Source organism: Bacteroides acidifaciens, from assembly GCF_903181435.1.
Taxonomy (GTDB): Bacteria; Bacteroidota; Bacteroidia; order Bacteroidales; family Bacteroidaceae; genus Bacteroides.
On the sequence record NZ_CAEUHO010000004.1, the window covers coordinates 680,252 to 702,498 of the forward strand.

The following is a 22,247-nucleotide window of genomic DNA, read 5'->3' on the forward strand; positions in this document are numbered from 1 at the left end:
TTGTGTAATCAATTAAAAATCAAGACAAATGAAAAAAATAATTCAATTGTTGTATTTGTTGTCGGTTGTAGCTCTTTTTTCGGCTTGTAACGATGACAATCAGGGAGAAGTGGTAAGCCAGGATTTGGCTTATCAGCTTGATGCAAACTATGTATTTGTGGATATTCCGGAAGAGTTTCCGTTTGATCCTTCCAATATTTTGTATCTGGAGGGTAAGACTGTGATGAAACTGAATGCCAAGAGTGATGGAAGTAAGACTACGATAACCGAAGGGACTGAGTTCACCTTTAATGTAAAATTGAAAAAGGCTTTGGATCAAGATGTCAAGGTACGTCTTAAAAAGGATCTCGATTTGTTGGAAGGACATACTTTGGCAGAGTTTCCGGACGAAGCATTTGAGCTGCATGATGCCATCATAACTGCCGGAAGCAGAGAGGGGGCAATCGCTTTGGATATCACCAAGCCGGATGTATTGAATGCAATGCCGGGATATGTTCTCCCGCTATGTTTGGAATTTGTAGATGCTATCAGTGGAGTGAGAATATCGGAACAGCGCTATAGCGTGTTGATAGAGATGAGCCTCACGTTGGAAAAGGACAATATTGATCCGTCTAATGATGAGATTGAAGGAGAGTATTTCAACAACAATGTTCTTTTTGAGTCAAGCAAAACCACTAATCTGTCATATCTGTATGATGGAAACCGTTCGGGGACTACGTGGTATCCTGGCAGAAATGATTATTTGACGATGACTTTCTCAGAGCCCACCAGAATACTGGGAGTCAGAATGGATGTTGTTACTAATAGCTACAAGCTTGGAAGTATGAACGTGTATGTGGATGAAGGCAGCGGATTCATTTCGTATGGTAGATTTGTTAGAAATAACAATGGCGTTATATATATGAAGTTCAAGGAGCCCGTTAATATGCATGCCCTCAAGTTTGATGGAATGTTGACAGTCAATAATGGTACAGGGCCAGATATCTACGAGATTACCTTTATCAAGTAGTGTGAAGTGATAGAAAGAACACAAATTGCATAGGTCAGGTATTCAGAGAATTCCCCTATTTTCTAATATAACTTGTGTAATCTGTGTTCTTTCCTTTTTATTATTGATTATTTGTTTATACCTGACTATATGCTTAACATGTTATCTAATATTATTTCACGAAGTATTGTCACTGTTGGAGTGTTTGTTATGGCTGTGATATGCTTTTGCACGGCCTGTAGTAGTGGCAACTACGCTGATGTGGAACGTGCAGTCCGCAAGCATCTCGAGCCTTATAAGGAGTTGTATGCTCTTGTTTTGCAGACAGGTAAAGTTACCTTGCCTCTCGGGGGCAAATATCCGCATGTCACCCATCCTCTTCCGGGAGGTACGGAAACTCCCATCAGTAATGTGTGGATTGTAAATGGTAATTATATGGGTAAGATATACGAATGTCACGGATGCGACTCGTGCATGATTCGCTATCGGGACGCCGGTCTGATAACATATAATGTCATTCGTAGAGATAGTGCCTCAGTTAGAGCCACCGTATGGCTCACAGAAAAAGGAAAACAATACTTAATTGAACGACATATATCCGAATTTCATCCCATTATAAATGCTTGGCGCCGAAGAGAACAGTTGGAAGTCGTGTTGGTGGCTAAAGAGAAGTTTGATGTGGAGATACATCCCTCGGACACAACGGCAGTATATCACTGCAAGGCATATCGAAAGCTCGAAATAACCCCTTTCATTGAGGCGTTGGAGCCTGCCGGTGAAGAGGCTAGACCGGATTATATGCGCAGACTTCGTGTGGACTTCAAAAGCAAGGAGTGTCCTGTAGTGACTTGTACAGGAATGGAATCTATCTAAGGTCGTTTGAGATATGCATTTAAAATGAAAACAATGCAAGCGTATATATCCACAGTTAACCCCGAATAATGATGAAAAGGAAGCTTTTCATCATATCTTTAAACGCAATTCTTCCGTTTCTATTTTCCTTTTATTCAAACCATGAAATTAAAACTTCTGACTAATTTTGCGCAATAGTTTCAAATAAAAATACAACCGATTTCAGGAGAGGGTTATAGGAACTATCTGTTGTTAGTTCTTTAGTGGAAAAGGCTTTGTTAAGAACAGAATTTAAGTACCACTTTAAAGAACCGTTTTTAAGAACATGGAAGTATTACAGCAGCATTTTTTCGATTTAAGTTTGAATTACAATTTACGCAATCCCAAGAGTAAAAGACCTACCATTGTATATGCAGTGTTTCGTATTTCAGGGAAACAGTATAAGATTAACATCGGTGCAAAGGTTTATCCCAATCAATGGGATAGCCGTTTGCAGATGCCGATTATACACAATATTTCTAATCTTGATGTTGATAATAACAGAATTGTTCTAGCACAAATTAACCAAACAAGGTTGGCATTTGATAACGTCAGGTCGTATATTTGCAATAATCCGCATGAATTGGAGTATCCGAAGCGGTGTTTAGAGATTATCAAACAGAATTTTAATTTAAAACCTTATACTATGAAGAATAGGGATTCAATAACTCAATGGCTCATGGGGTACATTGAGGCAAATAAACGTGGTAATACATTAGTGAAAGAATTACAGAATGTAAACTTCTTAAGGCGATTTTTCAAAGAACATAGTCAGTACCAAGATGACTTTACCCAAATTAGTTTTGAGATGATAAATGATGCTTTCCGTTATATGGAACAGATGAAGCAGCCTAACGGGAAGCAGTATGCAGTATCAACGATACGTGAGGCGCAAAAGAAACTTAAGGCGGCTTTAAAGGTTGCTGCGGGTAGAGAGTTCCGTAAATTTAATTGGCAGGCAACAGAAATTGATGAGGTGCAAATCACGAAAAACCTTATACCTAAACCTGAACGGGGTGCAAAGAATGCTCCCCTTACTGCTGACGAGGTTGCAAAACTACGGGAATACGAGTGTGGTGGTAGCAGTAAAGTGGCAAGGGATTTATTTTTAATTCAATGTTATACAGGGCAGCGTAAATCAGACTTAATGCAGTTATTGGATAGTAAGAATATAGATTGGAGTAAGGGTATTATTACAGTCAATAAGCAGACTAAAGGCAAATGTGCAGCGTATATTCCGATAAAAGATACATTATTGGTAAATCTAATAAAAAATTATGAGGGACAACTTCAACGATTACCTGTAAAATATAATGATAATTTGCGGAAAGTGGCTAAAAATGCAGGATTGACACGAGTAGTTGAATATACGGAGCAGAGAGGGAAGATTGTCGAAGAACATAAAGGACATATCCATGAATTGATACATAATCATTTAGGGAGACATACTTTTATAAGCCGAATGGCAGAAGCAGGAGCACGTAAAGACGAAATAAAGTCTATTACGGGGCATACTTGCGACAGTACAGTTGATGATATATACACGCACATAGACCAACTGAAAGCAGCCCAAAAGGGGGCAGAACATCAAAGGGGATTGTATGATACTAAAGGAAATGATACGGTTTCTTTCCCACAACAAGCGGCATCTAATAATGGAGTAGTGGATAGTGGCATATTAGATACTGTTGTTGATTTAAAAATTAAATGTCGGGATTTGCAACGAGAAAAGCAGGAACTTGCTTCAATAATTGCTCGCCAAGAATACGAAGATGCCATAGAAGAGATTGCATGGCTTCCCCCCACCGAAGAAGATTTTGTTATACACCCTGTTGGGTAGGTGTATCGTTGCCGAATTTGTGTGAAAATATATAATTGTGAAATTACGGGTAGAAGTACTTGTAGGGGGCTTTTTGTGTTTTGGAACTACTCAAAGTCAGATGAATTTGCGCAAGTATGGTATTTAGTGTATCCCCGCTCTTAGAATTGACGTATGTTTCAACCTATCTACTCCATAGCCGTTAGAAAAACATCTCGGATAATTTTTTTTCTGATTTTTTTTGAGCTAAATATTGAACTTAGCTACTATTCTGACTACTTATATATAAACCAATATTTAGTATGACAGAAGAAACAAAGAAAAAAATCAGTGTGCGTTTAAAAGGACGCAAAAAACTTGCAAATCATTGCAAGCACATATCCCAATCCTTGCAAGGATTGAAAAAGACAAAAGAGCATAAGGAACATTTAAGTGCCTCACTAAAGGCATTCCACAATAATAATAAAACAAAAGAAGAAAGAAATGAGAAAGAATAAGAGTGTAATTAGTGTTGATAAGCTAACACTATGCTATAAAGCCACAAGAGAACTTGTGGACAGATTGAATGAATATAATGAGTTGATAGATGGAGATGATTGTTTCAGATTGGTACGTGTTCCAAGCGATGAAGCACTATTTGCCAACTGTTTCCATGTGATGATAAAGTTTTCTTTCGGCAATGCCGGAGGCATTGTCGAAAAAAAACTTGCTACATTGAAAACAAAATTGCGTAGCATGGATGATAGTAAGGTTAACTATGTGTGGTTGTATCTTGAAAATTGGGTCTTCTATGAAGTTTTTGGTGTCTATGATGGCAGTAAATGTAATTGGTTGAGCAGCGTTGATTACATTGTAGACGAATTGGGTCTGCGCTTCAACAATATAACTGACTTGCATATTTCTTTAGATACAAATATTAATTTTGCAAAGAGGATAAAGCATGCACAATTTAGTGATGATTATAAAGTAATACTGAATGGCACTTTACGCTCCAATAAGAAAGAAATATTGGGTGAGATTTTGCATATACAAACAGGCGACCAATGCCGATTGAGAACTTTGACTATCTATGTTAACCCTAAGAAACAGGATGGATTATCATTAAAAATATACGATAAAAAAAAGGAATTAGAAAAATCACATAAAAGCTATATTCCAAAATGGCATGGATTGAAAGATAAAAATTATCGGGTAGAATTGACGGTTAAGAATGAACATCTGAAAGAGTTTTATCAATGGAAAAACGAAACATTTCCCAATGAATTGCTAATGGCTACATTAGCGTCACAATCACAAAGTCAAGATTTGCTTTTTGATATGCTTTATTATTTTTCCAATAGATTACTACGTTTTTCTTATAATGGAAAAGGCATTTCAATTTTCCAACTCTGATATTAAGGTTGCTTTTAGTGGGGGTATTAGCAAAGCCCCCTGCGAAAGCAGCCTTTCTTGTTTTAATTAATTATAGATTAAAGTTTTATATGGTACAAAATGTGTGGCATAATATCTTTATGTATTCAAAATGGAAGTGTATTCAAATAAATCTATAATGCGATAAAAAGAATACTATGTATTGTGTTCAATTTAGTCTTTGAATAATTTGAATACAATAAAGAAAAGAACTATCTTTGTGGTATAATTAATAAGTAAGAATATGAGAGCAGTAATATACGCACGAGTTAGCAGCATTAATGATAGGCAGTCAACAGACCGCCAAGTTATAGACCTTCAAAAATATGCGGAACAGAATAATTATGAAGTAGCTCAAGTTTTTGAAGAACATATCAGCGGAGCAAAGCGAAATGAAGACCGTCTCATTTTATGTGAGTGCTTAGATTATTGTATCTCTAACAAGATAGATATTCTTCTTATCAGTGAATTAAGCCGTCTAGGTCGTAATGTTGATGAAGTCTTAGCTAATGTGAAGCGTTGTAAGGATAACACCCTTAATATCTACTTTCAAAAAGAAAACCTTTCGATTTTTCAAGCGGATGGTACTAAGAACCCTTTTCTTAATATTTTTATTTCGGTATTAGGCACATGTGCTGAGATGGAAAGAGATAATATCAAGTTTCGTCTAAATAGTGGACGGCAACAATACATTGCTAAAGGTGGGCAGCTTGGACGGAGAGCAGGCAGTACGAAAAGTTTAGACAAAAAGAAAGAAGAGTATAAAGAGGTGATTAAATTGCTTCGACAAAGCTTATCAGTGCGAAAGGTGGCGAAATTGACTGGTGTGTCAGTCTCAACCGTTCAGCGTCTTAAAAAAGAGTTTGGATTATAAAAAAAGTCTCCAAATGGAGACTTTTTGTGTTATACTAATTAATCAGGAATGTATTGTATTGTTCCGTTGATTATTGTTTCAGCTTTTGCCTCATAGTTGGTAAAACTAAAGTTTTTAAGTTCAAGTGTTAAGTTTTTACCATTGATACTCTTTACGATTATGTCTCCGTTGGGCTTTGATGCGCCATAGGTTTCTTCATCACTCATGCTTCCTTCTAAAAAGTAAAATAGACGCTTTGTGGAAACAACTAAGTGAGTACCTGCTTTTAAGTCACTTATGTTTGTAAATTCTTTGATTTGATTACTTTCTGTGTCTTTGTATTGTTCAATGTGAAATTGAAAATAATATCCCGTTAAATCATCTTTATCCTCTGAAAATACGGCTCTAAAAGTAATTTCGTTACTCGGAGCAATTGAACTCGCTGAATAGTCCATGTAATCGGCTCTGATAACATGATAGTTGTTGATTGTACCCGTAGCGGCATGTTTTACAGACACCATGCTGCCATTATTACCTCCCTCTGCGTCATCATCGCTACTACAAGCTGTAAATGTCAGTGCAATAAGGGCTGCAATAGCCATAAATGACATTTGAACCACATCAATAAATTTCTTTTTCATATAAAATAAGATTTTGTGTGTTCGACAGACCCAACCGAACGATTAATATAAAAAGAAAGAGCGCAGGCACTGTTAATATATCGGTATCAAGCATCGCCAAACGCTTCACTGCAATATACAACAATAGCCCACGCTCCATATAGGTGCGTGAGCATTTAGTTGTAATCCTTGCAGTTTTTTAGAAATTGGCGATTTCGATACCAAGGATTATACTAAACGCTCTTACGTTATTTTAAAATGTCGGCACAAAGGTACAAATAAAAGTTTTATTCATTTTATTATTGTTAGGAAAAAGTTCTATATTTGCGATGTTCTTTATGGAGTAATAACCGCTTTTAATAACCCTTTTCTTAAATAATTAATTCTCAACATAGAATTAGTTTCAAATAAAACCAATACCTTTGTGCCATATTTATTAATACAAAGAGTATGACTTATCATCATTTATCTGTCTTAGTCCATCGTCAGGCTGAAAAATATGGCAACAAGGTAGCTCTGAGATATCGCGACTATGAGACAGCACAATGGATTCCGATTACCTGGAATCAGTTCTCCGGAACGGTGAGACAGGCGGCCAACGCACTTGTGGCACTAGGAGTAGAGGAACAAGAAAATATCGGAATCTTTTCGCAGAATAAACCTGAATGGTTTTATGTAGACTTTGGAGCATTTGCTAATCGGGCTGTTACTATTCCGTTCTATGCAACCAGTTCTCCGGCGCAAGCACAATATATTATCAATGATGCACAAATACGTTATCTTTTTGTAGGTGAGCAATTCCAGTATGATGCTGCTTTCAGTATCTTCGGTTTTTGTACTTCCCTGCAACAACTGATTATCTTTGACCGTTCGGTGATGAAGGATCCTCGTGACGTATCCTCTATCTATTTTGACGAATTTATGGCGATGGGAGAGGGACTGCCTCACAATGATACGGTAGAAGAGCGTACCGAACGGGCTTCATACGATGATTTGGCAAACATTCTCTATACATCCGGCACAACGGGTGAACCGAAGGGCGTCATGCTTCATCATTCCTGTTATCTGGAACAGTTTCAAACACACGATGACCGTTTGACAACGATGTCGGATAAGGATGTGTCTATGAATTTCCTCCCCTTGACACACGTGTTTGAGAAAGCATGGTGTTATTTTTGTATTCATAAAGGAGTGCAGATTTGTATCAATCTCCGTCCGGCGGATATTCAGACAACGATTAAGGAAATTCGTCCGACGCTGATGTGTAGTGTTCCCCGTTTCTGGGAGAAAGTGTATGCAGGCGTACAGGAGAAAATAAACGAAACAACAGGGTTGAAGAAAGCACTGATGCTTGATGCTATCCGGGTAGGTAAAATCCATAATCTGGATTATCTGCGTTTGGGTAAGACTCCTCCGGTGATGAATCAACTGAAATATAAATTCTACGAAAAGACCATCTACGCTCTACTGAAGAAAACAATTGGTATTGAGAATGGTAACTTTTTCCCGACTGCCGGTGCTGCCGTACCTGATGAAATCAATGAATTCGTCCATTCGGTAGGAATCAATATGGTGGTAGGATATGGGTTGACAGAATCTACGGCTACTGTATCCTGTACGTTGCCCGTAGGCTATGACATCGGTTCGGTAGGTGTCGTATTACCCGGAATTGAAGTGAAGATAGGTGAGGATAATGAAATCCTGCTTCGCGGTAAGACTATTACAAAAGGATATTATAAGAAAGCGGAAGCTACGGCTGCTGCCATTGATTCCGACGGATGGTTTCACACGGGGGATGCGGGTTACTTCAAGAATGGTCAGCTTTTCCTGACGGAACGTATCAAGGATTTGTTCAAGACTTCGAATGGCAAGTATATTGCTCCGCAGGCTTTGGAAACGAAACTGGTCATCGACCGGTATATCGACCAGATTGCCATTATTGCCGATCAGCGTAAGTTTGTCTCCGCTCTGATTGTTCCTGTATATGGATATGTGAAAGAGTATGCAAAGGAGAAAGGTATCGAATACAAAGATATGGCTGATTTGTTGCAGCATCCTAAGATTGTAGGTTTGTTCCGTGCGCGGATAGAGACCTTGCAACAGCAGTTTGCGCATTACGAGCAAATCAAACGTTTCACTTTGCTTCCTGAACCATTCAGCATGGAACGTGGGGAACTGACTAATACGTTGAAGTTGAAGCGTTCGGTTGTTTCGGAAAATTATAAGGACTTGATTGAAAAGATGTATGAAGAAAACGCATAGTCCGCTGTTTCTTTTTAGTAGCGGAATTTTGCTTATCTTTGTGCCCGATATCTGAAATCTGTAAATAATAAAATTGTAAATCAAATGATTACTATTGAACAACTTAAAGACGTGAAAGAGCGCACTGATGCGCTGAGGAGGTATCTTTGACGTCGACGGGAAGAAAATTCAAGTCGAAGAAGAACAATTAAGGACACAAGCTCCGGGATTCTGGGATGACCAAAAGAGAGCCGAAGCTCAAATGAAACTGGTGAAAGACCTGCAAAAGTGGATTGACGGCTATAATGAAGTCAAGACGCTGGCAGACGAACTCGAACTGTCTTTTGATTTCTATAAGGAAGAATTGGTGACTGAGGAAGATGTGGACGCAGCTTATGCGAAAGCTTACGAAGCTGTAGAAGCACTCGAACTCAAAAATATGCTTCGCGATGAAGCCGACCAGATGGCTTGCGTATTGAAAATCAATTCCGGTGCCGGTGGTACGGAAAGTCAGGACTGGGCTTCCATGCTGATGCGTATGTATTTGCGTTATGCCGAAACAAACGGCTATAAAGCTACCATTGCCAACCTTCAGGAAGGCGATGAGGCGGGAATTAAAACCTGTACAATCAATATCGAAGGAGATTTTGCTTACGGTTATCTGAAGGGGGAAAATGGCGTACACCGCCTGGTTCGCGTTTCTCCATACAATGCACAAGGCAAACGTATGACTTCCTTTGCTTCCGTATTCGTCACTCCATTGGTAGATGATAGCATTGAGGTGAATATCCTGCCTGCCAATATCTCGTGGGATACATTCCGGAGTGGTGGTGCCGGCGGACAGAATGTGAACAAGGTGGAATCCGGTGTCCGTCTGCGTTATCAGTACAAAGACCCTTATACGGGCGAGGAAGAAGAAATCCTGATTGAAAATACCGAAACCCGTGACCAGCCGAAGAACCGTGAGAATGCAATGCGCCAATTGCGCTCTATCTTATATGATAAGGAGTTGCAGCACCGCATGGCAGAACAGGCAAAGGTGGAAGCTGGCAAGAAGAAGATTGAATGGGGCTCACAGATACGAAGCTATGTATTTGATGACCGCCGTGTGAAAGACCATCGTACCAACTATCAGACTTCGGACGTGAACGGAGTGATGGACGGTAAGATAGATGGCTTTGTCAAAGCCTATCTGATGGAATTTTCCTCACAAGAGTCATAAAGTGCAAAATTAGCAAGTGTTATTTTTGGAAAGTTAAAAGATTTGTTCTTACTTTGTTAGCGTTGAACTTTAAAGCTAACTAGTATGGGTAAGGGTAAGAAAAAAACAGCAATAAGCAAAAAGGAAGAAGAGCAAGCCCAAAGAGTTGTCAAAATAGTGTTTGTCTCATTGATTATTTTGGCGCTGATTATGCTTATCGCATATTCCTTTTTTGGCTGATTATTCACCACAGATTACATGGATTATACAGATTTTCTCCCATAATTTGTATAATCTGTGTAATCTGTGGTGAACTCTTTTAATTTGTAACACATCCGTAATCCATGTAATAGGAATGTAACTTTTCTGTAATTTATCCGTATTCAAATTGTCATTTTTGTGTATTCTCGCAGTTGTACTTTTGCCACGAATTAAGTAGCAAACAACTGAAATGAGTAGAATCACAACAACAGTCGTTACGCTTTTGCTAGCGACATCGGTCTTCGGACAGGCCAAGGAAGATGCCGGGGATGGTAAAAAGCAGGAGATGAAAACAATGGAATTTAAAGATTATCTGCCTGAAATTCATGGAACCATCCGAGGAAAATATGAATACCAGACGGAAACGCAGGAAAGCCGTTTCGAGGTACGTAATGCGCGTTTCAGCGTTTCAGGAAATGTGCATCCGTTGGTGGCTTATAAAGCGGAAATCGACCTTTCGGACGAAGGCTCTATTAAAATGCTTGATGCCTATGCGCGTGTCTTTCCGCTGCAAGACTTGAATTTTACGATTGGACAAATGCGTGTTCCTTTCACGATAGACGCACATCGCTCTCCCCATCAACAATATTTCGCAAACCGTTCGTTCATTGCCAAACAAGTCGGGAATGTACGCGATGTTGGTTTTACTACGGCTTATATAAATAAAGGAAGCGTCCCATTTATCCTTGAAGGAGGATTATTCAACGGTTCCGGCTTGACGAATCAGAAAGAATGGCATAAGACGTTGAATTATTCGGTGAAAGCGCAACTGTTGCCTGATAAGAATTGGAATGTAACACTCAGCACCCAAATGATAAAACCGGAAGATGTACGAATCAATGTGTATGATGTTGGTATTTATTATCAGAATAACCGTTTCCATATTGAAGCAGAATACTTATATAAGATGTATGGGCACGAAACGTTCAAGGATGTGCATGCTGTGAATAGTTTCATTAATTACGATTTACCATTGAAAAAGGTATTCAACAAGATTTCATTTCTTGCCCGTTATGACATGATGACGGATCATAGTGACGGCAGGAAAGATGAAAGAACCAAGGCTTTGATAATCAATGATTATGCCCGCCATCGTGTGACAGGCGGAATCACACTAAGTCTTTCTAAAGCCTTTATCGCTGACCTGCGGCTGAATTTCGAAAAATATTTCTATAAGAAGTCCGGTGTACCTAAAGAATCCGAACAGGATAAGATCGTAATTGAATTTATGACGAGATTCTGAAATAATTTGAGAATTAAAAAATGAGAATTAAGCTGTTGCGGTTCTTTTGTGGATAGTGTGAGGGGTACTAAACAATCATTTTTTAATTCTCAATTTTTAATTTATCTTTGCGTCATGGCACAAGAAATAGAACGTAAATTTTTAGTTTCCGGAGAATTCAAACCTTTTGCATTTGCGCAGAGCCGTATTGTGCAAGGGTATATCAGCAGTGCTCGCGGGAGAACTGTCCGGGTCCGTATTCGTGACAACAGAGGTTATCTGACTATTAAGGGAGCGTCTAATGCTTCCGGCACTAGTCGCTACGAGTGGGAAAAGGAACTCCCTCTGTCTGAAGCGGAAGAACTGATGAAACTTTGCGAACCGGGTATCATTGATAAAACCCGTTATCTGGTGCGCAGCGGCGAACATATATTTGAAGTTGACGAGTTTTATGGTGAGAACGACGGTCTTATCGTGGCGGAAGTGGAGCTTGAATCTGAGTATGAGGCTTTTGTAAAACCGGACTTTATCGGTGAAGAGGTGACGGGAGATATACGCTATTACAACTCCCAACTAATGAAAAAACCGTATAAAACGTGGTGAACGTTAACAAATAAACTGTATATTTGTTCTTATCTAAAAAGAGCAATGTATGGATATGGAACAGTTGTACAATTATGTGCCGCGGGAATTGGTTACTTTTGTATTGGTAACCTTGTTCTCTTTATTAATCGGACTCTCGCAACGCCGGATCAGTTTGAAACGTGAGGGAGAAACGACTCTTTTCGGAACCGACCGTACTTTTACTTTCATAGGTATATTGGGATACCTGCTCTATATACTGGATCCTACCGATATGCGTTTGTTTATGGGTGGTGGCGCAGTGCTGGGCTTATTGTTGGGATTAAACTATTATGTGAAGCAATCCCAGTTCCATGTCTTTGGCGTTACAACTATTATCATTGCCTTGATTACGTATTGTATGGCTCCCATTGTGGCTACACAACCTTCCTGGTTCTACGTCATGGTGATAGTGACTGTACTTTTATTGACTGAACTCAAACACACCTTCACCGAGTTTGCCCAACGCATGAAGAATGACGAAATGATAACGTTGGCAAAATTCCTGGCCATCAGTGGCATTATATTGCCTATGCTTCCGAATAAGAATCTGATTCCTGATATAAAACTGACCCCTTATTCTATTTGGCTGGCAACGGTTGTGGTATCCGGTATCTCCTATCTTTCTTATCTGCTGAAGCGGTATGTATTCCATGAATCGGGAACTTTGGTTTCCGGCATTATTGGTGGATTGTATAGCAGTACGGCTACTATCTCGGTGCTGGCCCGTAAGAGCCGGAAAGCCTCGGAACAAGAAGCTACCGAATATGTGGGCGCCATGTTGCTGGCTGTTAGCATGATGTTCTTGCGTTTTATGATACTGATACTTATCTTTAGCAGGGAAATCTTCCTTTCTATTTATCCGTATTTGCTGATTATGTCAGTCGTAGCAGCCGTTGTGGGATGGTTTATCCATTCCCGGCAAAAACGCCCGAAAGGTCGGTCTGCTACCGAAGAAGACGATGATAGCAGCAACCCGTTGGAGTTCAAGGTAGCATTGATTTTTGCCGTACTTTTTGTAGTCTTTACTATTCTGACTCACTATACATTGGTTTATGCCGGTACAGGCGGACTGAATCTTCTTTCTTTTGTATCAGGCTTTAGCGATATCACGCCTTTCATATTAAACCTGTTGCAAAATACAGGCAGTGTTGCTGTGCTGGTTATTACGGCTTGTAGCATGCAGGCTATCATCAGTAATATACTAGTTAATATGCTCTATGCGCTGTTTTTTGCCGGAAAGGGGAGCAGACTCCGCCCTTGGATTTTGGGAGGATTCGGTGTGGTGATTGGCTGTAATCTTGTTTTGTTACTATTCTTCTATCTTTAAAGAAAAGTATTGCTATGTTGTTTTACTGCTAACTTGTTTCTTTTCTTTGTGTTATGACTTTTGGGGACGTAAATAGTATGAAAAAGTAGAAGATTTAGCTTGTATTTTAATTTTCTTTTATTCCTGTCCGCTAAACTTTAGCGGACAGGAATAATTTGGAGTAGAGATTTTGGCAGGTCCGGTACTGGCTTTTGGTTCAGAACCTAATAAGACAACCTTTGGTCTGGAAGGCGGCTTACATTGTTATTATAAATTGATAAAAGGATTCGGAGTTTTTGCAGAACCTCGCTTGCGTATGTTTACTAAAGATATTTTTGCAGGTGGAGATTTGACTCCTGTACATGCTGCATTTTCGGTGGGGACTTCTTATCGATTTTAAATAGCAATATATTAATGCTTTGCATTGATTTCAAATATTGCAATGTAGAAATAGTTTCTCTACGAAAGGAATAGGGGCTTTCCTTACTTTAGTAAGCAAGAATAACAGTTGGTTATTGATGTTTGTGTTTTTTTTCTCTTTCAAAAGGATATGGTCATCTATGATTAACTGTTTTTTTTGTTTGATATTTGTGGGTATTAGTACAGTGTTTGGCTTAATATTTTATAGGTTTAATATCATTTTGACTTCTAGTGTTTGCAACTCTCTATTAAAACTTTTTTGGATTCGATTGCTTATTTAAATATTTGTTTCTATATTTGTTATTCTAAACGAACAAAAGTAGACTGAAGTATATAGAGAGGGAGAGTTTGGAATGTATATTATTATTGTATTGTTCTTGTAATGAGAATGTAATCTACTTATCTTTATTTTGCCCGCTCTAATGGATGACTTAATTTGAGACAGATGGGAAAAAGACATGTGTTGTATGCCATAGTGTTACTATTGGCGTTAGGTTCTTGCACTAAGGAAGCGCAGCAAGAAACAGAGAGTGGGAAACAGCAGTTTGTACGTTTCACCTCGGTGGTTGAAGGTACGTACACAAGAGCGGCCGGAGCTTCGTGGGCTCCAAGTGACGCTATCGGTGTTTATATGAAAAAAAATGGGTCTGAACTAAGTGCAAGTTCCATTGTTGGTGAAGGTGATAATGTCGAATACTTCACAGAGAATGGTGATGGTAATTTCTTGCCAGCATCAACCTATCTTTCTTTTCCGGATGATGGCACTAAAGTCGATTTTATAGCATATTATCCACATCAGGAAACAATTAACAACTTTATTTATCCGGTTGATGTAACGAATCAGGCATCTCCAGAGGCAATTGATTTATTATATGCTGATAAGTTGGAAGGAATTGGTGAACGCTCCAATGCGCTTAATCTTTCTTTTTCACATCAATTAGCCCGTCTAGTATTCAATATCAAGAGTGTAGAAGGTACTTCGTTGAGTGGATTGACAGTGTCTATTTCGGGTGTGAAGACTAAAGGAGAATTTAAGTTGGCAGACGGGACGCTAACGATCAATACGGATTCTGAAGGAGTGGTGGATATGCATATGGTAAGAGGTGAGGGATTGATAGCTGAGGCTATTTTGTTACCCGAAGGTACTCTTGTTGATGTAGAACTGGTGCTCAATCAGGATGGAAAGACTCATAAACAACCTTTGCCTAATCTCATGTTGGAGAAAGGACATACTTATACCTACACCGTAAACTTTAAAAACGGTGAGGGACAAGTCGATCCTGAGGCTAAATATGCTAAATGGAGAGAAACTCCTGTCATTACAGAAAGTCAATTGAAAGATCCTAAAATAATGTACGTCATACATGATATGCCTAACTCAATGGTAGATCCAGTCTCTAAAAAGAAATTGCGCAACTATAGTATGCTTTATGATACGAACTTGAAGTTTGCTTATTGGGTGGCTTATCCTTTGTTTAAGAATGCATTGGGTAACTCAGGTAGAACTGAAGCGTGGCAGTACGACCCTAGTATTTCTTCAAACTTGCAGGCTGATTTGAAGAAAAGTTTTGGGAATGGTTACGACAGAGGACATCAGATTCCTAGTGGTGACCGTACATGTGATAAAGCTACTAATAATACTACTTTTTATTATTCGAATATGACTCCACAAGTCGGATCGAAAATGAATCAAACTATTTGGGCCGCATTGGAAAACAAAGTACGTGAGTGGATTCCTGCTTCAGATACGCTTTTTGTTGTAACTGGCGCAATGCCGCCTAAAAGTAATATTCAATATATGAAGGAGATGGCTGTGCCTGAATATTACTTTAAAGCGCTGGCTCGTAAGGTGAATGGGATATTCTATACAATAGCTTTTAAAATGGGTAATCAAAATTATACGGGCACTAACTATATGAATGAGGCCCGTTCTGTTGAACAGTTGGAACAAGAAACAGGCTTTACTTTCTTCCCGACTTTGGATGCTCAGGCTAAAAAGTTGGATAAATCAAAATGGCAATAAATTTTAGTTCTTTTATTATATCTATGTTTAACTAATCACTAAACGAATTATGAAATTAGGGAAATTCTTATTTATGGGTTCATTATCACTCTTTACTCTTGCTGCATGTGTGAGTAATGATGATAAAAGTGAATGGAACGACGGGAGTCAGCCTATCAGCTTTACTTCTTCAATTCAGGGACTTAACACAAGGGCTGCCAATGCCAAGTGGACTACTGGTGATAAGGTCGGTATTTTTATGAAAGCTGCTAACGGAGACTTATCTACTGCAATTGCTGCGAATAAGTTACATACAACAGACGAAAATGGAAATTTGACTGCTTCTAATGCGGAAAATGCTTTGTATTATCCGACAGATGGTAGCTCTGTCGATTTTGTAGCATACTATCCTTATGTAACTTCTTTGACAGGAACTACATATAAGGTAGATGTTGCCACCCAAACAGATCAGCCGGCTATCGATCTTCTTTATTCAGACAATGCAAAAGGCTTTGCAAAAGGCACATCAAGTACTCCGCAGCTACAGTTTGCTCATATGTTGAGCCAAATTGTATTTAATATTGAAAAAGATGCTACTATTCCCACATTGAACGGGCTTAAAGTAACATTTAAAGGATTGAATACTAAGGCTGATTTTACATTGGCTGATGGTAAATTAAGTAATGCTGGAACTGTGGCTGATATTGCGGCTAATGTAGACGTGAATGGTGCTACTGCTACTACCATAGTATTACCGGCTACGGCGTTGAGCGATATAAAAGTTGTGTTTGATTTGAATGGAAAGTCTTATACAGCTGACTATCCACAGACTGTTCTGGACGCAGGACGTAAATATGTGCATAAAGTAAAACTGAGTGATAGTAATGGTCAGCCTGTGATTGTTATGGATGCTGCTACTATAACTGACTGGATTGAGGTGCCGGGTGGCGATATTGATGTAGACTTTGGTGGTGGTAGTGTAACTCCTGGAGAGGTGATTTTGCTGGATGAATCGTTTAATAAAGGTATGGGTTCATTTACTATTGATAATAAAAATCTTCCTTCTGAGCTAACTTTTGTTTGGAATCATGGCGTTTATAATGAGGTGGGTTATATGAAGGCATCTGGCTATAAAAATCCGAATAAATACGCAACAGAGAGTTGGCTGGTTTCTCCAGTTATTGATTTAAGTAAAGCTACTACTGCTACATTGACTTTTATGCACTGTGATAAAAATAGTGCTGGTACACGAACAGAAGAAATGACTTTGTGGATGACTAACGCTTCGGAAGAAAATTGGGAACAGGTAACAATTCCTAATTATGGAACAGGAACTACTTATGATTATGTTTCATCCGGAGAAATCAGTTTGTCTAAATATGCAGGTAAATCTATGAAATTTGCTTTTAAATATATTAGTACAGCGTCTTCTGCTGTTACTTGGCAAATTCAAAATGTAAAGGTAGTGGCTGATGGTGGTAGTGCAGTTGATCCGGACCCATCAGAACCAGATGATTCAAAACCGGGAGAAGAGGTTGTATTTATAGAAGAAACTTTTGGGGATCCAGTAAAAGAGGGTAATTATTATCCTAATCTAGATAAATATACAGGATGGACTGATACACATAATCTTACTTACACAGATCCATTGCAAACTGCTAGTTATAGCGAAGCCTCTGTAAGAGCAACTAGTCAAATGAATGGTCATGTTTGGTTTCCTGCATCAAAAGATTGTGCATTGAAAATTTCAGGATTTGACACAAGCAAATGCACTAATTTGAAGCTTACATATGACATTACTGCTAATAAGGCTGGTGATCAGAATGTAATAACAGTGAGTACAGATAAGGGAGACGTAGCAGTTCCGAGTAAATCTGTTGCTCAGAACACATATCAATCGGTAGAACTAACTTTGCCGGATGATATAATTTATGTTCAGTTTACAAGTTTGAGCACAAAGAATACTCTTGGTTTCCGTGTCGATAATGTAAAGTTGGTCGGAACAGGTAAATGACGTAGAAATAGAGACGAAACTCTATAAACTTGAAATCATTTCAAGATATACATAGCTTGGAAGAGTGGTAAGCGCAGATAATATATTCTATGAGGAATGTTTATCTGCGTAAGCCACCTCTAAATAATAATATATAACTGATAATTATGAAACAAACTTTTGTGCTTTTACTAACACTCCTTTTCCCGGCTCTCCTCTTTTCTCAGGAGTCAGAGACAGGCATAGAAGGACGTGTGATTGGTTCGGAAAGCAAACAGCCCGTTCCTGGAGTAATTGTGACTCTGAACGGAGAAAACAGGCAGACCAGAACTGATGTGAAAGGAGCTTTCTTCTTTAATAATATATCCCCTGGAAAGGATGTACTTATTTTTAATTCAGTAGGCATTGCTCCAAAGAATATTTTAGTAGACATAGCTAAGGGAGTAGTTACTGATGTCGGCACTATTGAAGTTGTCGAGTTGACTGCTACTGAAGATTTGTCATTGATTGGTGTGGTTGATGAAGCCATGGTAGATGATGATGTAGAAGGCGCTTCGCAAGAGATTAGTTCGAAAGTAATCCTTTCTAACGATGTGTTTCTGAATAAGGCGGCTTATCAGTTATCACCTATGCGCTTCCGTGCCAGAGGGTACGAAAGTCCTTATGAAAAAAAATACATCAACGGAGTCAATTTCAATGACCAATTGAGAGGAGTATTCAATTACTCTTCTATTGGTGCATTAAACGATATGACCCGTAACGGAGACGTAGTAAATTATAATGCACCGTCTGCTTTCACCTACGGTTCTATTGGTGGAGCAGAAAATGTAAATATGCGCGCATCCGGATATACTCCGGGTACTAAAGCTACACTTACTTATACTAACCGCAACTATTATTTGCGTGGAATGGTCACATATTCCACAGGTCTGATGGATAATGGATGGGCATTTTCTGCATCTGTCGGTGGTCGGTATTCGCATGAAGGAGCAATAGACGGTACATTCTACCGTAACTTCTCTTATGCGCTTTCTGCGGAGAAACAATGGCAAGGCGGCAAGCACAGTCTTTCTATTGTAACTTTCGGTTCGCCAGTCGTGCGCGGACAACAAAGTGCTTCTTATCAACAGGTTTACGAATACCTGGACAATTATCTCTATAATCCGAACTGGGGATATCAAGACGGTAAAAAAAGAAATGCGAAAGTAGTGAAAGCTTTCGATCCCACTCTAATTCTTTCACATATATGGAAGATTAATGACGATATGACACTGACTACCGGTTTAGGTACTCATTATGGACGTTATGGGAATACTGCTCTGAATTGGTATAACGCTCCGGATCCACGTCCGGATTATTATCGTCAGCTTCCTTCTTACTTCAAGTATGCCGTTGAAGGGTTTGATAATCAAGAGGGGGCTGATAAGTGTGAACTGCTTTGGAGAAGAAATGATACAAATTATACTCAAATCAATTGGGATAATATGTATCTGACAAATGCCTTAGGTGACGGTTCTGCAGAATATATGGTAGAGGAACGTCGAAGTGACTTATTCGAGACAACTCTAAACTCTACTTTCAACGCTCGTCTGAATGACCATCACACATTGACTGCCGGTATAGAAGCACGTTCTACTCTTTCCCGGCAGTTTAAAACGGTGAACGACCTTTTAGGCGCATCATATGTCTGGGATTATGATAAATATGCCGAACAAGATTTCTACGGGGATAAGTTGAGAAAACAAAATGACTTGAACCGTCCCGATCGTAAAGTATATGAAGGCGGAATTTTTGGTTATAATTTCGATCTGAATATTTTTAAAGCAGGAGGATGGATAGTAGATAAGTATACATCTGCCAAATTGGATGCTTATTATGGTGTGAAAATAGACTATACGAGCTTTTATCGTGACGGAAAGATGAGAAATGGGCGTTACCCTAATGATTCATACGGCAAAGGAAGTACATACACTTTCGTTGATATGGGAGTAAAGACCGGGCTTACTTATAAGATTAATGGCCGGCATTTTCTGACAGCTAATATCAGTTATGGGACAGAGGCTCCTCTGCCTAATTATGTCTATCTTTCTCCTCGTATTTCCGATTATACGACGACCTCTGTATCAAAAGAGGATTTGAAGAGTGGAAGAGTATTTTCTGCTGATATTAATTATATATTCTCTCTACCTTCACTTACTGGACGGGTGTCTTTGTTCCAAACTAATTTCTATGATCAAATGGATCGTAATAGTTATTTCAATGGAACATCGTATTTGAATCATGTGCTGTATAATATGAATAAGGTGCATCGTGGTATTGAGTTGGGTGCAACTTATAAACTGGATAATCACTGGAGTTTTGATTTGGCAGGTACAATATCCGAATATTATTATAGCAATAATCCGATGGGAGTTGAGAATTACGAAGCTGATCCTGAGAACGAGGATAAAAGTAGTACGGTCTACATGAAGAATCTTCATGTAGGAGGTATGCCTCAATTTGCAGGAACTTTTGGCGTTCGCTATTTTATTGATTATTGGTTTTTGGGAGCAAACTTGAATGCCTTTGGACGTAACTATGTAGACGTATCGCCTAGCCGGCGTTTGGCGGAAACTTATGACCAAGTTGATCCTGTGGCCGATCCGGTACAATACCAGTACTATAAGGAAACGGTTGCTCAGGAGCGCTTCGGTAGTGCTTGCACTGTAGATTTGTCTATTGGAAAGATATTCTATTTACCACATAGACAGTCTATCAATGTTAATTTATCGGTGAACAACGTTCTCAATAAAACAGACGTGCGTACTGGCGGTTATGAGCAAGGACGTGTTGTTACGGTAAAGAATGGAAAGAAATCTTTGTTGAACCCAAGACTTCTTCCTAATAAATATTATTATATGCAAGGAATCAACTGCTTCATGAATATCAGCTACCGGTTCTAAGGAAATCAAAATATGTAAATATACTAATTAATAAATAATCAATGATATGAAACTAATTCAGAAAATATATACTTTGCCACTATTGGTTATGGCTGTTTTGATGACCAGTTGTGAACGTGACTATGATGCTCCGCCGTTGAACGAACCGGTTTATACTGGCGCACAGCCCAATACGACTTTGGCGCAATTGAAAGAAAAATACAGTGCGGCTACTGCTGAAACTCCTATAGTGATTACGGAGGATTATGTAGTGAAAGCCTATATTACGGGTAATGATGAATCCGGTAATATCTACAAGCAAATTATTGTGCAAGATGCTACGGCAGCCTTGCCGATACAGTTGGATCAAGGGAATGTGTACACTACCTATCGTCGTGGTCAGGAAGTATTCATCAATCTGAAAGGCATGTGTGTATCCGTATATGGCGGTGAACAGCAATTAGGCTGGCCGGACGCTTATCTTTATCGTATGACGTTTGCTACTTTCCAAGAGTTGGTGAAGAAAAATGGATGGCCATATGCTGATAATGTAAAGCCAGAAGTTATCACGGATATAAGTGTGGTGAATCTTGATGTAAGCAAAATGACCTATCGTCTTGTACAACTCGAAGGGGTACATTTTGTAAATGGAGGGAAAAATACATTTGCTAAAACAGGTGGTTTCGGAGAGGAAACGTTGAAAGATGCTCATGGCAATACTATTACAGTGCGTACAAGTAATTATGCTTCTTTTGCGTATGAGACGTTGCCGGTAGGAACTGGTACAGTTGTTGGTATCTTAGGACGTTTTAATGGAACATGGCAATTGACTATTCCTGCTTATTCAGATGTGTTTGGTTTTGACGGTGTTGAACCGAACGAAGGAGAAGGCGGTGGCGGTGAAACAGGAGAGACAGTACTGTTCAGTGAAACATTTGGTGAACCGCAAAAAGAAGGAAATTATTGGCCTTTCTTGAAAGACTACACTGGATATGATAACCCGAAAGAGCTATTTTCAGGTAGTGTAGATAATCTTTCTGCCCGTATGCAAAGTGGTGATGGTAATGTGTGGTTCCCTGCAGGAGGTGATTATTCACTTTCCATTGGAAGTATAGACTTGAAGGGGGCTACTAAAGTGTCGTTGATTTATAAAATGGGTGTTAATGTATATCAGCCCGCTGATGTGCAGAATATCAATACGCTGAGTGTGAAATGTAACGATACGGATTTGGCAGTACCTAGCAAAGAACTGGCAGGTACAAGTAACCCGTATGTATTGGAAGAGATACGTATAGATGATATTGCCGTATCTGGAACTGCTACGCTGACATTCAGTTGTGCTAGTGCTACCAATGTAAAAGGCATACGTCTGTATGATGTGAAACTAATCGCTCCTGGAACAGGTGAAGGTGATGGTGGTGATGTAATCGCTCCGGTGCCTGACGGCGAATAATAGACACAACAATTCCCTTATA

At 39.1% G+C, this 22,247-nt stretch carries 18 protein-coding genes; 17 read left to right on the forward strand and 1 reads right to left on the reverse strand.

What is annotated here, in order from left to right:
• Positions 1-28 precede the first annotated feature (28 nt).
• The 6 genes from CLIN57ABFB40_RS14730 to CLIN57ABFB40_RS14755 all read left to right on the forward strand — a co-directional run bounded on the left by CLIN57ABFB40_RS14730 (position 29) and on the right by CLIN57ABFB40_RS14755 (position 5,982).
• Positions 29-1,009: a BT_3987 domain-containing protein gene (locus CLIN57ABFB40_RS14730; RefSeq protein WP_175630796.1), complete on the forward strand. Its 981-nt coding sequence runs from the start codon at positions 29-31 to the stop codon at positions 1,007-1,009.
• A gap of 138 nt (positions 1,010-1,147) precedes the next feature.
• Positions 1,148-1,861: a hypothetical protein gene (locus CLIN57ABFB40_RS14735; RefSeq protein WP_254871788.1), complete on the forward strand. Its 714-nt coding sequence runs from the start codon at positions 1,148-1,150 to the stop codon at positions 1,859-1,861.
• 304 nt (positions 1,862-2,165) lie between these two features.
• On the forward strand, positions 2,166-3,719 hold the full coding sequence (locus CLIN57ABFB40_RS14740) for a tyrosine-type recombinase/integrase (protein WP_175630798.1): 1,554 nt from the start codon (positions 2,166-2,168) through the stop codon (positions 3,717-3,719).
• Positions 3,720-4,000: 281 nt separating this feature from the next.
• Positions 4,001-4,195 carry a hypothetical protein gene (locus tag CLIN57ABFB40_RS14745; RefSeq protein WP_175630799.1) on the forward strand — a complete coding sequence of 65 codons (195 nt, stop codon included), beginning with the start codon at positions 4,001-4,003 and terminating at the stop codon, positions 4,193-4,195.
• Positions 4,182-5,090: a hypothetical protein gene (locus tag CLIN57ABFB40_RS14750; protein ID WP_175630800.1), complete on the forward strand. Its 909-nt coding sequence runs from the start codon at positions 4,182-4,184 to the stop codon at positions 5,088-5,090. Before CLIN57ABFB40_RS14745 ends, CLIN57ABFB40_RS14750 begins: the two co-directional genes overlap by 14 nt.
• A gap of 262 nt (positions 5,091-5,352) precedes the next feature.
• Positions 5,353-5,982: a recombinase family protein gene (locus CLIN57ABFB40_RS14755; RefSeq protein WP_175630801.1), complete on the forward strand. Its 630-nt coding sequence runs from the start codon at positions 5,353-5,355 to the stop codon at positions 5,980-5,982.
• A gap of 38 nt (positions 5,983-6,020) precedes the next feature.
• Here CLIN57ABFB40_RS14755 and CLIN57ABFB40_RS14760 read toward each other — a convergent pair whose 3' ends face one another.
• Positions 6,021-6,602 (reverse strand): hypothetical protein, encoded by a 582-nt coding sequence (locus CLIN57ABFB40_RS14760; protein WP_175630802.1) that lies wholly within the window; start codon positions 6,600-6,602, stop codon positions 6,021-6,023.
• Between the two features lie 429 nt (positions 6,603-7,031).
• Here CLIN57ABFB40_RS14760 and CLIN57ABFB40_RS14765 point away from each other — a divergent pair, with 429 nt between their 5' ends.
• The 11 genes from CLIN57ABFB40_RS14765 (at position 7,032) to CLIN57ABFB40_RS14810 (ending at position 22,225) form a co-directional block, all read left to right on the forward strand.
• Entirely contained in the window at positions 7,032-8,843 is a 1,812-nt protein-coding gene (locus CLIN57ABFB40_RS14765) for an AMP-dependent synthetase/ligase (protein ID WP_175630803.1), read from the forward strand.
• An 84-nt stretch (positions 8,844-8,927) separates the two neighbouring features.
• Positions 8,928-10,044, forward strand: a protein-coding gene (prfB, locus tag CLIN57ABFB40_RS14770; protein WP_175630804.1) for a peptide chain release factor 2 whose coding sequence is annotated in 2 segments (ribosomal slippage) — positions 8,928-8,990 and positions 8,992-10,044 — 1,116 coding nt in all. Because the reading frame shifts where the segments join, the coding sequence is not laid out codon by codon here.
• Between the two features lie 84 nt (positions 10,045-10,128).
• Positions 10,129-10,263: a hypothetical protein gene (locus CLIN57ABFB40_RS20470; protein WP_262886967.1), complete on the forward strand. Its 135-nt coding sequence runs from the start codon at positions 10,129-10,131 to the stop codon at positions 10,261-10,263.
• Positions 10,264-10,474: 211 nt separating this feature from the next.
• Complete coding sequence (locus tag CLIN57ABFB40_RS14775) at positions 10,475-11,527, forward strand: porin (protein ID WP_175630805.1); 1,053 nt, start codon at positions 10,475-10,477, stop codon at positions 11,525-11,527.
• A 114-nt stretch (positions 11,528-11,641) separates the two neighbouring features.
• Entirely contained in the window at positions 11,642-12,109 is a 468-nt protein-coding gene (locus CLIN57ABFB40_RS14780; protein WP_175630806.1) for a CYTH domain-containing protein, read from the forward strand.
• Between the two features lie 55 nt (positions 12,110-12,164).
• Positions 12,165-13,457 carry an MgtC/SapB family protein gene (locus CLIN57ABFB40_RS14785; protein ID WP_175631234.1) on the forward strand — a complete coding sequence of 431 codons (1,293 nt, stop codon included), beginning with the start codon at positions 12,165-12,167 and terminating at the stop codon, positions 13,455-13,457.
• 169 nt (positions 13,458-13,626) lie between these two features.
• Positions 13,627-13,836 carry a hypothetical protein gene (locus tag CLIN57ABFB40_RS14790; protein WP_254871789.1) on the forward strand — a complete coding sequence of 70 codons (210 nt, stop codon included), beginning with the start codon at positions 13,627-13,629 and terminating at the stop codon, positions 13,834-13,836.
• Positions 13,837-14,301: 465 nt separating this feature from the next.
• On the forward strand, positions 14,302-15,879 hold the full coding sequence (locus CLIN57ABFB40_RS14795; protein ID WP_175630807.1) for a fimbrillin family protein: 1,578 nt from the start codon (positions 14,302-14,304) through the stop codon (positions 15,877-15,879).
• 49 nt (positions 15,880-15,928) lie between these two features.
• Complete coding sequence (locus CLIN57ABFB40_RS14800) at positions 15,929-17,872, forward strand: fimbrillin family protein (protein WP_175630808.1); 1,944 nt, start codon at positions 15,929-15,931, stop codon at positions 17,870-17,872.
• Between the two features lie 146 nt (positions 17,873-18,018).
• Positions 18,019-20,793, forward strand: coding sequence for a TonB-dependent receptor (locus tag CLIN57ABFB40_RS14805; RefSeq protein ID WP_175630809.1), 2,775 nt, complete (start codon positions 18,019-18,021; stop codon positions 20,791-20,793).
• 46 nt (positions 20,794-20,839) lie between these two features.
• Positions 20,840-22,225, forward strand: a complete 1,386-nt coding sequence (locus CLIN57ABFB40_RS14810; RefSeq protein WP_175630810.1) for a DUF5689 domain-containing protein — start codon at positions 20,840-20,842, stop codon at positions 22,223-22,225.
• The last annotated feature ends 22 nt before the right edge of the window (positions 22,226-22,247 follow it).